At 64.3% G+C, this 14,093-nt stretch carries 14 protein-coding genes; 5 read left to right on the forward strand and 9 right to left on the reverse strand.

The annotated features are described in order from the left end of the window. The first annotated feature begins 2 nt into the window (after positions 1-2). Complete coding sequence (locus tag QOV41_RS16630; RefSeq protein ID WP_284577912.1) at positions 3-503, forward strand: metallophosphoesterase family protein; 501 nt, start codon at positions 3-5, stop codon at positions 501-503. Here QOV41_RS16630 and edd read toward each other — a convergent pair. The 4 genes from edd to QOV41_RS16650 form a co-directional block, all read right to left on the reverse strand. Then, a complete protein-coding gene (gene edd, locus QOV41_RS16635; RefSeq protein ID WP_284577913.1) occupies positions 500-2,314 on the reverse strand; it encodes a phosphogluconate dehydratase in 1,815 nt (604 codons plus the stop codon). The two genes, QOV41_RS16630 and edd, sit on opposite strands and share 4 nt — an antisense overlap. Positions 2,315-2,378: 64 nt before the next feature. Then, on the reverse strand, positions 2,379-3,086 hold the full coding sequence (pgl, locus tag QOV41_RS16640; protein WP_284577914.1) for a 6-phosphogluconolactonase: 708 nt from the start codon (positions 3,084-3,086) through the stop codon (positions 2,379-2,381). Continuing rightward, positions 3,086-4,567, reverse strand: a complete 1,482-nt coding sequence (gene zwf, locus QOV41_RS16645; protein ID WP_284577915.1) for a glucose-6-phosphate dehydrogenase — start codon at positions 4,565-4,567, stop codon at positions 3,086-3,088. The genes pgl and zwf overlap by 1 nt, the downstream gene beginning before the upstream one ends. Positions 4,568-4,594: 27 nt before the next feature. After that, positions 4,595-5,536, reverse strand: coding sequence for a glucosamine kinase nucleotide-binding domain-containing protein (locus tag QOV41_RS16650; protein WP_284577916.1), 942 nt, complete (start codon positions 5,534-5,536; stop codon positions 4,595-4,597). Between the two features lie 205 nt (positions 5,537-5,741). Between QOV41_RS16650 and cobU the strand changes: the two genes are divergently transcribed. Further along, complete coding sequence (cobU, locus tag QOV41_RS16655; protein ID WP_284577917.1) at positions 5,742-6,296, forward strand: bifunctional adenosylcobinamide kinase/adenosylcobinamide-phosphate guanylyltransferase; 555 nt, start codon at positions 5,742-5,744, stop codon at positions 6,294-6,296. A 250-nt stretch (positions 6,297-6,546) separates the two neighbouring features. Further along, on the forward strand, positions 6,547-7,110 hold the full coding sequence (locus QOV41_RS16660; protein ID WP_284577918.1) for a ParB N-terminal domain-containing protein: 564 nt from the start codon (positions 6,547-6,549) through the stop codon (positions 7,108-7,110). 32 nt (positions 7,111-7,142) lie between these two features. Here the strand turns inward: QOV41_RS16660 and cbiB are convergent, their stop codons facing one another. From cbiB to cobA, 4 genes are read right to left on the reverse strand one after another with little or no spacing between them, the layout of a single operon-like run. Next, entirely contained in the window at positions 7,143-8,108 is a 966-nt protein-coding gene (gene cbiB, locus QOV41_RS16665) for an adenosylcobinamide-phosphate synthase CbiB (RefSeq protein ID WP_284577919.1), read from the reverse strand. After that, complete coding sequence (locus QOV41_RS16670) at positions 8,108-9,571, reverse strand: cobyric acid synthase (RefSeq protein ID WP_284577920.1); 1,464 nt, start codon at positions 9,569-9,571, stop codon at positions 8,108-8,110. Before QOV41_RS16670 ends, cbiB begins: the two co-directional genes overlap by 1 nt. 2 nt (positions 9,572-9,573) lie before the next feature. Next, positions 9,574-10,893, reverse strand: coding sequence for a cobyrinate a,c-diamide synthase (locus QOV41_RS16675; RefSeq protein WP_284577921.1), 1,320 nt, complete (start codon positions 10,891-10,893; stop codon positions 9,574-9,576). Further along, positions 10,859-11,695 (reverse strand): uroporphyrinogen-III C-methyltransferase, encoded by an 837-nt coding sequence (cobA, locus tag QOV41_RS16680; RefSeq protein WP_284577922.1) that lies wholly within the window; start codon positions 11,693-11,695, stop codon positions 10,859-10,861. The genes QOV41_RS16675 and cobA overlap by 35 nt, the downstream gene beginning before the upstream one ends. Positions 11,696-11,760: 65 nt before the next feature. Between cobA and QOV41_RS16685 the strand changes: the two genes are divergently transcribed. Further along, a complete protein-coding gene (locus QOV41_RS16685; protein ID WP_284577923.1) occupies positions 11,761-12,486 on the forward strand; it encodes a cobalt-precorrin-6A reductase in 726 nt (241 codons plus the stop codon). Here the strand turns inward: QOV41_RS16685 and QOV41_RS16690 are convergent. After that, complete coding sequence (locus QOV41_RS16690) at positions 12,423-12,890, reverse strand: cobalamin biosynthesis protein (protein ID WP_284577924.1); 468 nt, start codon at positions 12,888-12,890, stop codon at positions 12,423-12,425. The two genes, QOV41_RS16685 and QOV41_RS16690, sit on opposite strands and share 64 nt — an antisense overlap. 273 nt (positions 12,891-13,163) lie before the next feature. Here QOV41_RS16690 and QOV41_RS16695 point away from each other — a divergent pair, with 273 nt between their 5' ends. Continuing rightward, positions 13,164-14,063 carry a cation diffusion facilitator family transporter gene (locus QOV41_RS16695; protein WP_284577925.1) on the forward strand — a complete coding sequence of 300 codons (900 nt, stop codon included), beginning with the start codon at positions 13,164-13,166 and terminating at the stop codon, positions 14,061-14,063. Positions 14,064-14,093 lie beyond the last annotated feature (30 nt).

The following is a 14,093-nucleotide window of genomic DNA, read 5'->3' on the forward strand; positions in this document are numbered from 1 at the left end:
GCATGCTCTACTTTACCAGCGACACGCATTTCGCCGACCCGCGCGTGCTGCGCATCGACCGCCGGCCCTTCCCCAACATGGCTGAACACGATGCGGCGTTGATTGCCAATTGGAACAGCATTGTCGGACCAGACGACGAGATTTGGCATTTGGGCGACGTTGCCCGCGGCACGACCGAACAGGTCGAAGCGCTCCTGGCGCAACTCAACGGCACCAAGCACCTCATCATCGGCAATAACGACCCACCGGCCACCCTCGCCGCAACCGGGTGGGCGAGCATTCAGCACTATGCCGAGCTCAAGCTCGCGGGCCAGCTCTTTATCCTCTGCCACTATCCGTTCCGCACTTGGAACCAGATGGGCAAAAAGTCCATCAATCTGCACGGCCATTCCCATGGGCGTCTCAAGCCCATGCCCCGGCAGTTCGACGTCGGCGTGGACCCGCAGGCGCTACTTCCGCGGACCCTCGAAGAGGTGCTGGCGAGCCGTAGGGCGCGCGCCTAGCTGAAGACGCTGGCGCCCCGGTCAGCCACCCCGACCAGCGCACGCATGCCGGCAAAGAGCTCGCGGCCCATGCCGAAATGCTGCGGGCTGAGGTCTTCTGTCGCCGGCGTCCGGGCGAAGAACTCGGCTTCGTCGCCCAGGAAGGTCAACGTACCCGCGTTGGCGTCGAGCCGGATCATGTCACCATCGCGGATCTTGCTGATTGGCCCGCCTTCGTTGGCTTCTGGCGTCATATGGATCGCCGCCGGCACCTTGCCCGAGGCTCCCGACATGCGCCCGTCGGTCAACAGCGCAACCTTGAAACCGCGGTCCTGCAGCACGCCCAGCGCGGGCGTCAGCTTGTGCAGTTCGGGCATGCCGATGGCCTTGGGGCCGGAGAAGCGCACCACGGCGATGACATCGCCATTGAGCTCCCCAGCCTTGAACGCGGCCTGCATGGCTTCCTGGCCGTGGAACACGCGCGCCGGTGCCTCGACCACGCGGTGCTCGGGCTTCACTGCTGAAACCTTGATCACCGAACGCCCCAAATTGCCGGTGAGCAGCTTGAGGCCCCCCGTCTCCTGGAACGGCGTCTTGGCCGAGGTCAGAACCTTGGGCAGCGCCGACTCTTTGGCCGCCGGCTCGAAATGGAGCTTGTCCTCGATCAGCTTGGCTTCCACCGTATAGCCCGACAGGCCGCTACCCCAGACGGTTTTGACGTCCTCGTGCAAATGCCCGCTTTCGAGCAGCTCTTGGATCAAAAAGCCCATGCCACCCGCGGCATGAAAGTGGTTCACGTCCGCCACGCCATTGGGATAGACACGCGCCAGAAGCGGCGTGGCGTCGCTGAGATCGCTCATGTCGTCCCAGGTCACCTGCAGACCCGCCGCCGCCGCGATGGCGATCAAGTGCATGGTGTGGTTGGTCGAACCGCCGGTGGCGTGCAGACCCACCAGCCCATTCACAATGGACTTCTCGTCCACCACATGGCCGACCGGCGTATACTCATTGCCCAAGGCGGTGATCGAGAGCGCGCGGGTGGTCGCCGCCCGCGTCAGCGCGTCTCGCAGCGGTGTGCCCGGATTGACGAAGCTAGCGCCGGGGAGATGGAGACCCATGATCTCCATCAGCATCTGGTTGGAGTTGGCCGTGCCATAGAAGGTGCAGGTGCCCGGCGAGTGGTAGCTCTTGCTCTCGGCTTCGAGCAGTTCGGCACGGCCGACCTTCCCCTCCATATAGAGCTGGCGGACCTTGCTCTTTTCGTCATTGGGGATGCCCGAAGGCATCGGTCCGGCCGGCACGAACACCGCGGGCAGATGCCCAAAGGTGAGCGCGCCGATGAGCAGGCCCGGTACGATCTTGTCGCAAATGCCGAGATAGACCGCCGCGTCGAACATGTTGTGCGAAAGGGCAATGGCCGTGGACATGGCGATGACGTCGCGGGAAAACAGCGACAGATCCATGCCCGCCTGGCCTTGGGTTACCCCATCGCACATGGCCGGCACGCCGCCCGCCACCTGCGCCGTAGCGCCGATCTCGCGGGCCGCTTCCTTGATGATATCGGGATAGAACTGGTACGGCTGATGCGCCGAAAGCATGTCGTTGTAGCTGGTGACGATCCCTAGATTGATCGCCTTGTTGCCCGCCAGCGCGGCTTTTTCAGCGGGTGAGCAGGCGGCAAAGCCGTGCGCGAGATTACCGCAAGACAACACGGCGCGGTTGACGCCGGCCTCACGGGCCGCATCGACGCGGTTGAGATAATCCCGACGCGTATCGCGGCTCCGTTCTGCGATACGGTCGGTCACATCCTGAATGGATTGGCGGACGGACATAATTGAGCTCCCAAGCTTGGAGCCCGTCGTGGCCAGAACAGTCGATTGGGGACCGTTCCAGGGACTATGGGCACCAGTAGACGTTGACAGGGTGACCGGAGCGCAGAACGGCTCGGATGGGCATGTCCTCGATGGGTCCATCGCCCAGCGCCGTGTCGAGTACGCTGGCCTTTTCCTCCCCTTCGATATGAAGGTACAGCCCATCCGTGCGGAGGAGACGCGGAAGGGTAAGGGTGATGCGCGGCTCGCCCGCACCGGGCGCCCGCAGGGATAGTGCCGGCCCTTGCGAGGTCAGCGCTTGGTCGAGCGTGTCGCCGCCCGGAAAGAACGAAGCGGTGTGGCCATCGCTGCCCATACCGAGCACGACGGCAGCAAACTGATCGGGTAATTGGGCAAGGAGTGCGTTGGTCTTGGCCACCGCCTCCATATTGGGCTCATCGCCGCCCGAATAAAGGGGGAAGAAGCGGGCAAATGCCGCCGGCCCCTGCAGCATGCGCTCGTTGACCAAGAGCGCATTGGAGCGATCACTGGTCTCGTCGACCCAGCGCTCGTCCACCAGCGTGACGATCACCTTGTCCCACTCGATGTCCTTGGTCTTGCCCAGCGCCTGGAAGAACCGTCCCGGCGTCGAGCCGCCGCTCACGGCAATGGCCGCAACGCCGCGCTCGGCAATCGCTGCGCGGATCCTATCGGCAACCCCCTCGGCCAATTCCTTGGCCAGGGTCACCTTGTCGGCAAAGCTGCGGCGCTCGATGCTTGCGGTGTCGCTCACTAGACTTCGTCCTCATACCAGGTGCGGCCGTCGCGCTCGATCAGGGCGATAGCGCCGCTGGGCCCCCAGGTACCGGCCGTATAGGGCTGCGGCGGTTCGCTGGAGCGATCCCAGGCCTCCCGTATGGGGTCGACCCACATCCAGGCTGCCTCGAGTTCGTCGCGCCGCATGAAGAGCGTCTGGTTGCCGCGGATCACATCGAGCAGCAGGCGTTCATAGGCCTCGGGCGTGCGTTCGGTGAAGGTCTGGGCAAAGCTCAGATTGAGCGGCACCTCGCGCAGGCGCATGCCGCCCGGACCGGGGTCCTTGATCATCATCATGAGCTTGACGCCCTCGTCAGGCTGCAGGCGGATGATGAGTTTATTGGCGCGCGGCGCGCCTTCGGCATGGTCGAAGATGGAGTGCGGAATGGGCTTGAACTGGATGCAGATTTCCGAGACGCGGTTGGCCATGCGCTTGCCGGTCCGCATGTAGAACGGGACGCCCGACCAGCGCCAATTGCCGATCTCGGCCTTGAGCGCCACGAAGGTCTCGGTGCGGCTGCCCTTTTTGTCTTCGGGCAGTTCCTCCTGGTAGCCGGCAACCGAGGTCGTCTCGGATTTGACGCCCTTGTACTGGCCGCGCACCGTCATCTTGGTGACGTCGCTATTGGCGATCGGCTTGAGCGCCCGCAACACCTTGAGCTTTTCATCGCGGAGTGCATTGGCGTCGTCCGATGCGGGCGGCTCCATAGCCACCAGGCACAGCAGCTGCAGCATATGGTTCTGGATCATGTCGCGGAGCGCGCCGCTCTCGTCGTAGTAGCCGCGCGTGCCGGCGCCGACGCTTTCGGCCACAGTCAGCTGCACGTGGTCGATATGGGCCGAGTTCCAGATGGGCTCGAAGAGTGTATTGGCAAAGCGCAGCGCTAAGAGGTTCTGCACCGTCTCTTTGCCGAGATAGTGGTCGATGCGATAGACCTGATCTTCCTCGAAGATTTCGGCCACGCCGTCATTGATCTGCATCGAGGAGAGCAGATCATGGCCCAGCGGCTTTTCGATCACCACGCGGGCGTCGCGGCGATAATAGCCTTGCTTGGAGAGATATTGCGCAATGGGCGCGAAGAGATCGGGCGCCACCGCCAGGTAGAAAGCCCGCACGATATTGGCATCGTCGCGTAGCGCCTGCCCGAGATCGCCCCAGCCCTCCTCGTTCAGCACATCATTGACGATGTAGGAGAAGATCGAGACGAAGCGGTCGATTGTCGCCTTGTCCTGATAGTCCTTGTCGACGAACTGGGTGACTGCGTCGCACGCCAGGTCCTGGAACTCGGCATCGCTGAGATCGGAACGCGACACCCCGATGATCCGGCTCTGCTCGTCGAACTGCCCATCCATGAACCGGTGATAGAGCGCCGGAATGAGCTTGCGCTTGGTCAGGTCACCGGTGGCGCCGAACACCACATAGTCGAAAGGCTGGACGGGAATGATACGGCTGGACACGGGAAGGAAGTCCCTTTCAAACGGAAGTCAGGCGGCGTCGAAGTTCTGCTTGGCGAGGATCACTGCACCATGCAGTGGCTCGAATTGCGGCAAGGCGACGAAATCGCCGTAACGCTGCTGGAAGATGGGAAAAAGGCGCTGCCCGAAGCCACCGACAACCGCCATGACGGTCGCGCCATGGCGCTTGAACCAATTGGCGTAGGTATCGACATAGCCAAGCTGGATGTCCATCATCTTCTTGGCCACGGCATCGCCCCGGTCATAATGCTCGATAAACAGCGGCATGAGCTGGCCGTATTCGGCGGGCGCCCGGCCGATCAGCGCATCGTCACAGCCCTCTGAGCCGTCGCGGCTGATGATCTTGAGGTCCATGTCGCTGGCGAACGACCAGGTCATCACCGCCTGGTTGTCGCCGCCCAAGCGCTCGATCACCGCCTTGGTCAGCGGCGAAGCCTCGACCAGCCCATCCTCCGCCTCGACGGCATAGCGGACCAGCTCCCGCCCCAGAATTGCGCCCGACATCTGATCGCCGATCGGAAAGCCCCAGCCACCGGCTTGCAGGCGCTGGCCATCGACCACGGCCATTGCAGCCGAACCGGTTCCCACGATGATCACGCCGCCTTCGCCGCCGCCTAGCGCGCCGGCATGGGCGATGTCGATGTCGTCATAGACGCGAACACCGGCAAACGGCCAGGGGCGAGCCGCGAACTCAGCGCGTGCCGTGTCCATGCGCCCCCCCGCCATGCCGAAGCAAGCGAAAGTGTTCGCGGTTTCCGCATAGTCGATGCCGGCCGCGGCGAACACATCGCGCGTGCCGTCGCTGATCGCCTTGTAGGCGGGCTCCCCAGCGTCGATCTGCAGGTTGGCGCGACCGTTCTTGACCTCTGCCAGCGTGACCAGATTCTCGTCGGCCAGGCGGATACGGCAATTGGTGCCACCGCCATCAACGCCAAGATAGTACCTGGACACGCGCGAAGTCTCCTTGAAACATTGAGGATTCTAGAGGTCGAATTCGGCGCGGACCATAATGCGAAAGCCGCTAAGACGAAAGTAGCATGGGGCAGAAAAATCCTGCGCCGTGGCGGAGTACTGCCGGCGGGTTTATGCTGGCGGCGCAACCATGCCTTGTTCGAGGATTTATCGGGTAGCCATGGCGGATGGCAGAGAGGCCGAAATGACAAGACACACATTGGTGCTGGGCGGCGCACGCTCTGGTAAGACAGCCTTTGCTGAACGCTTGGCGATCCGAAGTGGCAACCAACCCGCCTACCTCGCCACGGCCGAAGCGCTCGATTCGGAAATGCGCGATCGCGTCGCCAGCCATCAGCGGCTGCGCGGCAAACGCTTCGCTACCATTGAGGAGCCGCTTGCCCTTTCCGATACCCTCTTTTCAGCCTCGGTCTCACACGACGTGATCCTGGTGGATTGCCTGACCCTCTGGATCACAAACCTCCTGGTCGCCAACGAGGACGTATCCAAAGCCGTCAGCGAACTGGGCGCCACCCTCGTGCAACTCAAGCGCGCCAACGTCATCCTGGTCAGCAACGAGGTCGGCCTGGGCATCGTGCCCGACAACGCCATGGCCCGCACCTTCCGCGACCTTGCCGGCGCCGCCCACCAGCGCCTCGCCGAAATCTGCGATGACGTCTACTTCGTCGTCGCTGGTCTCCCCATGACGCTCAAAGGGGTGTCCCCCGACGAGATATCCAGCCGCATCCACGAGGCATAGGGCTTTCCCGGAGACAGCAGGGAAGATCGCTTCAGGTGTCACCCCCACCTAACCTCCCCCTGGGAGGGAGGGGGAGAAACCTCTCGGGCACGCGCCCCCCAGCCCACCGGCCCAACTCCTCCCCCTCCCAGGGGGAGGCCGGGTGGGGGTGAATCCCGTAAGCGCCCCCAACGACCCCTCACCCCGCCGCTACTTGACAGATTTATGACGTTTGTATGAACCTTCTGCTCGCTTTTGAGTTCGGGAGGCCATGCGCATCTACACTGCATCCCCAGCGGTCGAGTTCCACCGCTCCTTCCCCGGTATCGAGCTGCGATTGCATTCCGAGCGCATTCCGCCTGAGCGGTGCAAGATTTATCGCCGGCAGATCCGCAGCGGCGCTCATGCAGCCCGCCTCTTCAGCGCCTTTCGCTCCGCGGGCGGTCGACCCTTTGTGGGGTTTGGCCATCCCTTGGCACGTCCCATGCGGATTGGCGAAGTCATCGACCACCTGGAAGAGATAGACCCTAGCGAACGGCGTAGGTTCGCTGCCGACAAGTTCCTGGAGACCGGCATGCCCGAGCAGGTGGAGGTTCCCGCCTATGCACTGGGCGAAGACGAGTACCTGCTGCTGGACGGCAATCACCGGACCACTGCTCTGTGCCTCGCCGAGCAACCCTCCCGCCTCACCTTGCGGGTACTCGAGGCACCGGTTGACCGGCGTTTCCTGATCGACCTCAAATATTGGGATGGCGGCTGGCGGCGCTTCGGCCGGCGACTCCGGCGCTGGCAAGAAGCGCCGGCCTCGGTGCGAGGCGAGCCGTCGTCGTCCTGAGACGCGCCTTCAGGCGTCCTCGCGGCAGCCCCTCAGGTTCCTACCCACCAGATCACCGCCAACGCCACGCTCACTCCAAGCAGCACATGGAGCGTCTTGCGATAGAGCAGCAGCGCCCACAAGATGTCACTGGATCCGAGCTTGCGCTTACCCTGGCCGAACGCGGGCAGATCGACCAGTTCGCCCTCATAGCTGCGGGGGCCACCCAGCTGAAAGCCGAGCGCTCCGGCAAAGGCCGCCTCGGGCCAACCCGCATTCGGAGAGTCGTGCTTACGCGCATCCCGCCGCGCTGTTGCCCAGGCAGCCGATGGGCTCACCTGCGGCATGAAAAAGCAGCCAGCCGTGACGAGTACGGCCGTGAACCGCGCGGGAAGCCAATTGACCAGATCGTCAAGCTTGGCCGCCGCCAAGCCATAGTCGCGATAACGCTCATTGCGGTGGCCAATCATGGAATCGGCGGTGTTGATCGCCTTGTAGAGCGCAATACCGGGTAGCCCCAGCAGCACCAGCCAAAACCAGGGCGCGACCACACCATCGGAGGTGCTCTCGGCCAAGGTTTCGATGGCGGCGCGGGCAACACCGGCCTCGTCCAGCGCTTCGGGATCACGCCCCACGATGTGGCTCACCGCTTCGCGTCCCGCGGCCAATGAACTGCGCAACGCCTCTGCCACACGTTCAACCGAGCGAGCGAGTTCCTTTTGCGCCAGGAATGGTGTCGCCAGCAGTACTTCGAGAACGAAGCTGCCAGGAAGCTGACGCAGAGCTATCTGAATGGCAGCGGCAACGACCAGCGTTACCACCAGTAGAACGGCGAGCGAGACGAGACCGGCTAACCGCCGCTGCTCGGATGTTCGCTCCGGACGATTGGTGCGCGCCTCGAGTGCGCTGATCAGCTTGCCATACCAGATCACCGGATGGCCGATCCTGGCAACCAGTTCCTGCGAATAACCCAGCCAGCGCTCCATGAGGAGCGCCAGAGGCGCGACGAATGCTTCCATCAACCCGCCCTCACCGGCTCGGCCAGCGCCAGCAATGCCTCGATATCCAAATGCTGTTCGAGATGGATCGCCAAGGCGTCCAGCGTGGCTTCGACCTGATGCTCATAGTTTACATCGCCACTGGCTGCCGCGCCGAGAAAAGCGCGCCGAAACGCATCGGCGGAAAACAGCCCATGCAGATAGGTCCCCATCACTCGACCATCGGCACTCATCGCCCCCTCGCGCGCGCCGCCCACAAGGGCAAAGGGCCGGCTACGGTCCGCACCATCGGTCACGCCCATATGCATATGGTAGCCGCTGATCGGCTGGCCAGTCGTGGCGTGCTCGGCTGCCTCGACCCGCAATTGTTTGATCGGGGCGAGCACCGTCTCCACCGCCAACAGCCCCAGCCCCTGACTTACGCCAGGCGCCCCTTCGACACCGTCGGGATCGGCGATGGTGCGGCCCAGCATCTGATAGCCCCCGCAGACACCCAGCACCTTGCCACCCGCTCGGTGGTGGGCAGCGATGTCGATATCCCAGCCATTGGCCCGCAGCGCCGCCAGATCGCTCCGCGTCGATTTCGACCCGGGCAGCAGCACCAGATCGGCATCGCGCGGGAGGGGATTGCCCGGCGCCAGCAGTGTCACTTTCACCCCCGGCTCAGCCCGCAGCGGATCGAGATCGTCGAAATTGGCAATTCGTGGCAGGCGCGGTACGACGACATGCAACGTTCCGCTGGCATTTTCCGGCAAAGCGTCGAGCGCCATCGAGTCCTCTGCGGGTAGCTTCGTTGCCGCCTCGAACCACGGCACCGGCCCCAGGCACGGCACCCCGGTCCGTTCGGCGATAAACCGCGCGCCATCGTCAAACAGCGCCGGATCACCCTGGAACTTGTTGACCAGAGTGGCCCGGATCAGGCCCGCGTCCGCAGGATCGATTACCGCAAAGGTCCCCACCAGCGCCGCAATCACCCCGCCCCGCTCGATGTCGCCGACCAGCACAACCGGCGCTCCCGCTGCCTGGGCAAAGCCGAAATTGGCGATGTCATTGCCCCGCAGATTGACCTCGGAAGCGCTGCCCGCCCCCTCCACCAGCACATAGTCGACGTTGCGACCGAGCTCCTGGAACGCTTGGAGAACCTGTGGCAGCAGCCGTCCCCGTTTGCGCCAATAGGCGCGCGCATCCATAGACGCCACGCGCTGCCCGCGCACCACCACTTGCGAACCCGTTTCGCCCTCGGGCTTGAGCAAAACCGGGTTCATTGCCGTGAGCGGCTCGCGCCGCGCCGCGCGTGCCTGCAGGGCCTGCGCCCGGCCGATCTCGCCACCATCGGCGGTCACGGCGGCATTGTTGCTCATGTTCTGCGGCTTGAAGGGCGCAACGCGCAGGCCGCGATTGCTCAGCGCGCGGCAGAGCCCCGCCACGAGGAGCGACTTGCCGACGTCGGACCCCGTACCCATGAACATCAAGGCTTTAGCCATCGCTAGGCCGCCGCATCGATGACATGGGCATAGGAGCCCATCACCCGCCCGATTACCGCGCCCATGGGCGGCATGGCCTCGCCACGCGCATCGGTGGCGGCAAACAGCGGCGTCAGGCGGCTCTGCTTGGCCGAGGAGTAGTGAAACTCATGCGCCATCAGCTGTCCCGGCCAAGGCAGGTCGCCGCCATGGACCAGCCGCCGATAGCCCAGCGTCCGCTTGGGGCGGTCGATCCGCGTCGTAACCGGCAGCAGTCCCGCCATGGGATGTTCTGCGCCGGCCTTGTCGACCAGGGTCTCGCCCAAGACCATGAACCCACCGCACTCGCCATAAAGGAGCGCCCCCCGATCCCGCGCTTCTTGCAGCCCCCGCTTGAAGCGCTCCGCCGCCGCCAGAGTGGCGCCATGCAGTTCGGGATAGCCTCCCGGCAGGAAGACCGCATCGGTGTCGGCGGCTGGTGCCTCGTCGGCCAAAGGCGAAAAGAAGCTCAGCTCCGCCCCCGCACTACGCCAGCCGTCCAGCAGATGGGGATAAAGAAAGGCAAAGGCGTCGTCCCGGGCAATGGCGATCCGCTGCCCCAAAGGCGGCAAGGCGAGGGCCCTCTGCCACGGCTGGGCAAGCGGTGCGGCAAGAGCGCGGAGCCGGTCGAGGTCGACATAGCGCCCCACCGCCTCGGCAGCCGCCCTGAGGAAGCCGTCGAATGCCGAAATCTCCCCAGGCAGCACCAGCCCGAGATGGCGCTCCGGCACCACCAGCGCGCCGTCCCGCGGAATGGCACCCAGGACCGGAATGCCCGTGCCAGCGATCGCCTCTACCAGCATGCGCTCGTGCTTCATCGACGCCACCCGGTTGAGGATCACCCCACCGATGCGCACCCCAGCGCGCCAGTGGGCGAAGCCTGCCACCAGCGCGGCAACCGACTGGCTTTGCCGCTCGGCATCGACGACCAGCACCACGGGCAGCTCGAGCAGTTCGGCGAGATCGGCCGTCGAGCCAATCCCATCCACGGCAGCATCGAACAGCCCCATCACGCCCTCGACCAGCAACAGGTCGGCGCCGGTCGCCTGCAGCTGCGCCAGTTCCTTGATCCGTGCGGGCGCCATCGCCCAGGGGTCGAGATTGACGGCATCGCGCATCGCCGCGCGGCCGAGAAAGGCGGGGTCGATATAGTCCGGTCCGGTCTTGGCCGGCGCCACCACCACCCCATTGCGGCGCAAGGCCGCCAACAAGCCCAGCGTGATCACCGTCTTGCCCGAACCTGAGCGCGGTGCCGCGATGACGATTCCCCTAGCCAAAGATGTGCCTCCGCATCTCGCCGACATACCAGTCGAGCGACGCTCGGTACGCGCCCACAGGCCCCAGCACCACGATGGCCGGTGTGGGCACGTCGATCAGGTGCGGCGCTTGGGCAAGGGTCGTCTCGATCACCGACTGCCTGGGCGTCGCCGCATGCGAGATGATGGTCACCTTGTCCCCTGGTGCGCGTCCCGATGCTAACAGTCTGCTAGCAATAAGACCGAGATGTTTGACAGCCATGAACATGACAATCACCGGCGCTGCCGTGGCAACTGCCTCCCAGTCGACAGCCTGCGGCACCGTCCCGTGCTCGTCATGCCCGGTCAAAAACAGCACGGATTGGTTGGTGTCGCGGTGCGTAATGGGAATACCGGCATAGGCCAAACCGCCCAATCCCGCCGAGATTCCCGGCACAATCCGGAAGGGCACGCCCGCCTTGACCAGTGCTCCCGCCTCCTCGCCACCGCGCCCGAACATGAAGGGGTCGCCGCCTTTGAGGCGCAGCACGCGCTTGCCTTGACGTGCGAAATCAACGAGCTGCAGCGAGATATCCACCTGCTTGGGGGACGGCTTGCCACCGCGCTTGCCGGCAAAGACCCGTTCCACCCGCCTTGGCGCCAGTTTCAGTAGTTCCTCTGACACGAGGGCATCATAGACGATCACATCAGCCTCGCCCAAGGCATGGTAGGCCAGCAGCGATGCCAACCCCGGGCCGCCCGGCCCCGCTCCGACGAGCCACACCGTGCCCGGTAGGAACGGCGGAAAGTCAGCACCATCGAGCTTGGCGAAATGCCGGCGCGGCCAGAACCTTGTGAGTTGGCGGAACATCAGTGGCAGCCGGCTTGAGCTGGAGCCGGCGCAAGGGCATGGTCCGCGTCAGGAGTACTTCTGCAATGAAAATCCTGATCCTGGGCGGCACCGCGGAGGCACGAGACCTGGCAAACCGCCTCGTTGCGCTCGGTTGCGATGTGACCACCTCGCTGGCGGGCCGCACAAGGGAACCGATCCTGCCCGAGGGAGCCGTCCGGAGTGGCGGCTTCGGTGGTGCAGCGGGCCTCGCGCGCTATCTCACGGACCACAATTTTCAGCGTCTGGTCGACGCCACCCACCCCTATGCCGGCCAGATTTCGCACAATGCGGTGGCGGCGGCGAAGGCCGCAGGCGTGCCGCTGGTGCGCTATCTGCGTCCCCCATGGCAGGCGCCCGCCGGAGCCGAGTGGCTCCAGGCGGACACGCCAGAGGCGGCGGCCGACATTCCACCTGCAGGCTCGGTGGTGCTTCTGACGACTGGCCACACGGCCAATCAAGCATTCTTCGCGCGACATGATTGCCAACTCGTCCTGCGCATGATCGAGCCATTGGCCGAGCCAGTCCCTGCCCATGCGCAGCTGCTCTTGGCCCGTCCGCCCTATGCGCTCGACAGCGAATTGACGCTTATGCAGGCTCACCGCGTCACCCATCTCGTCAGCAAGAATTCGGGCGGTGGACAAACAGCGGCCAAGCTCGATGCCGCGCAGCTACTCAATATCCAGGTGATCATGCTGTCGCGCCCTGCCTATGCACCGGCCCTGGAAGTCACCAGCATCGAAGAGGCCATCAGCGCGCTCGAGCTGGAATGAGGCACTAGCGCTAGGGCGCAGGTCGCGTGCGCCGACTTGCGCTTGGCGAGACGCAGATCGCCGAATGCCGCAGCGGCAGCTTCGGCAACACTCATGGTCCCGATGGACTCCCAGACAATAGCGGAGGGCGTCGGCACGTCCGCCGCCAACTCATCCTCATCCATCAGGTGCAGGACGACGCCCAGCCGCTCCGCCACGGCGCGCGCAAGCGGCCCATCCTTGCGGCGCAGGGTTGCAATGGCGGCCAGTTGCGCCCCTCTGGCATCCATTTCGCGCAGGCAGTCCTCCACCAGCGCCACGACCTCGTCGGCCGTCGCCTTACTGCCGAACCCGAAGCCGGCAACCAGATAGGAGAATGGGGGTGCAGCCGCACCGGTGGCGCTTACTGCCAGGCCAGATTTCATCGTCGCCTCTTTAACAACAAGAGGCAGGTTCGCCAAACCGGAGCAGCTCCGGACTTGGTCCCCGATTTGGGTCGACCGCACCGAACTCTGTTTCAGTTCCTGGGTGGAACGCTGCACTACACAGCTTTCTACGGGCGGAGAACCGCAAGGTCAATCAATGGCTTGGCTGCGAAACAGCCGGACACAACTGCAGGTGAAAACCATTTGCAGATTCAAGAACTTGCCCCGTCCCGCCCCCGGGGCTATGGCACGGGCAAGAACTGGAAGGACCCCTTGAGCAAAGCTGCCAACAGAACCTTGATCGTCGCCAGCGCGAGTCTGCTCGTGGGGCTTGTCGTGCTTGGCCTCAAGTTTCTCGCCTGGTGGTTTACCGGCTCTGTTGCCCTTTATTCCGATGCGCTCGAATCGATCGTCAATGTCGTAACCGCGGGCATGGCGCTGGGCGCCGTCCGGCTGGCGGAGCGCCCCGCCGATGCCGCCCTGCCCTATGGTTATCACAAGGCCGAGTATTTTTCGGCCGTGCTGGTGGGCGTAATGATCATCGTGGCGGCCATTCTCATCATGCGGGAAGCCTATCTCGGCTTCCTCGCCCCCGCCTTGCCCGAAGCGCCGGTTCAAGGGCTTGCGGTCAGCGCCGTCGCGACGATCATCAATGCCGGCTGGGCTTGGGTGCTGATCCGGCAGGGCCGTGTCGCCCGCTCGCCGGCGCTTGCTGCTGACGGTAAGCACCTGGTGACCGACGTGGTCTCCACCATCGGCGTCTTGCTTGGTCTTGCGCTGGTTTTCCTGACGGGTTGGGCCATCCTCGACCCGATACTTGCCGCCCTCGTGGCGCTCAACATACTTTGGTCCGGCTGGGGTGTGATCCGGGACAGCGTGGGCGGGCTCATGGACGTGGCGGTTCCGCCCGAAAAGCAGCAGATCATCCGCGAGGTGATCGCCGCCAATGCCGAGGGCGCCATCGAAGCCCACGACATTCGCACCCGCCAGGCCGGAAAGATGACCTTTATCGACTTCCACCTCGTCGTACCCGGTGGCATGAGCGTCGATGAGGCGCACGCCATCTGCGACCGCCTCGAAGCCAAGTTGCGCGAGACGGTGGAAGAAGTGCAGATCACCATCCATGTCGAGCCGGAAGACAAGGCCAAGCACTCAGGCATCATCGTGCTCTAGCTCACGAGTGACTTGCCCGCGTCGTGCGAC

It is taken from the genome of Devosia sp. RR2S18 (genome assembly GCF_030177755.1).
In the GTDB taxonomy this organism is placed as follows: domain Bacteria; phylum Pseudomonadota; class Alphaproteobacteria; order Rhizobiales; family Devosiaceae; genus Devosia; species Devosia rhizosphaerae.

Excerpts from the sequence above, each read along its gene's own strand:
- QOV41_RS16630 (WP_284577912.1), top strand. The coding sequence starts at position 3 with ATGCTCTACTTTACCAGCGACACGCATTTCGCCGACCCGCGCGTGCTG.
- edd (WP_284577913.1), bottom strand. The coding sequence starts at position 2,314 with ATGTCCGTCCGCCAATCCATTCAGGATGTGACCGACCGTATCGCAGAA.
- cobU (WP_284577917.1), top strand. The coding sequence starts at position 5,742 with ATGACAAGACACACATTGGTGCTGGGCGGCGCACGCTCTGGTAAGACA.
- QOV41_RS16660 (WP_284577918.1), top strand. The coding sequence starts at position 6,547 with ATGCGCATCTACACTGCATCCCCAGCGGTCGAGTTCCACCGCTCCTTC.
- cbiB (WP_284577919.1), bottom strand. The coding sequence starts at position 8,108 with ATGGAAGCATTCGTCGCGCCTCTGGCGCTCCTCATGGAGCGCTGGCTG.
- QOV41_RS16670 (WP_284577920.1), bottom strand. The coding sequence starts at position 9,571 with ATGGCTAAAGCCTTGATGTTCATGGGTACGGGGTCCGACGTCGGCAAG.
- QOV41_RS16675 (WP_284577921.1), bottom strand. The coding sequence starts at position 10,893 with ATGTCGGCGAGATGCGGAGGCACATCTTTGGCTAGGGGAATCGTCATC.
- cobA (WP_284577922.1), bottom strand. The coding sequence starts at position 11,695 with ATGTTCCGCCAACTCACAAGGTTCTGGCCGCGCCGGCATTTCGCCAAG.
- QOV41_RS16685 (WP_284577923.1), top strand. The coding sequence starts at position 11,761 with ATGAAAATCCTGATCCTGGGCGGCACCGCGGAGGCACGAGACCTGGCA.
- QOV41_RS16690 (WP_284577924.1), bottom strand. The coding sequence starts at position 12,890 with ATGAAATCTGGCCTGGCAGTAAGCGCCACCGGTGCGGCTGCACCCCCA.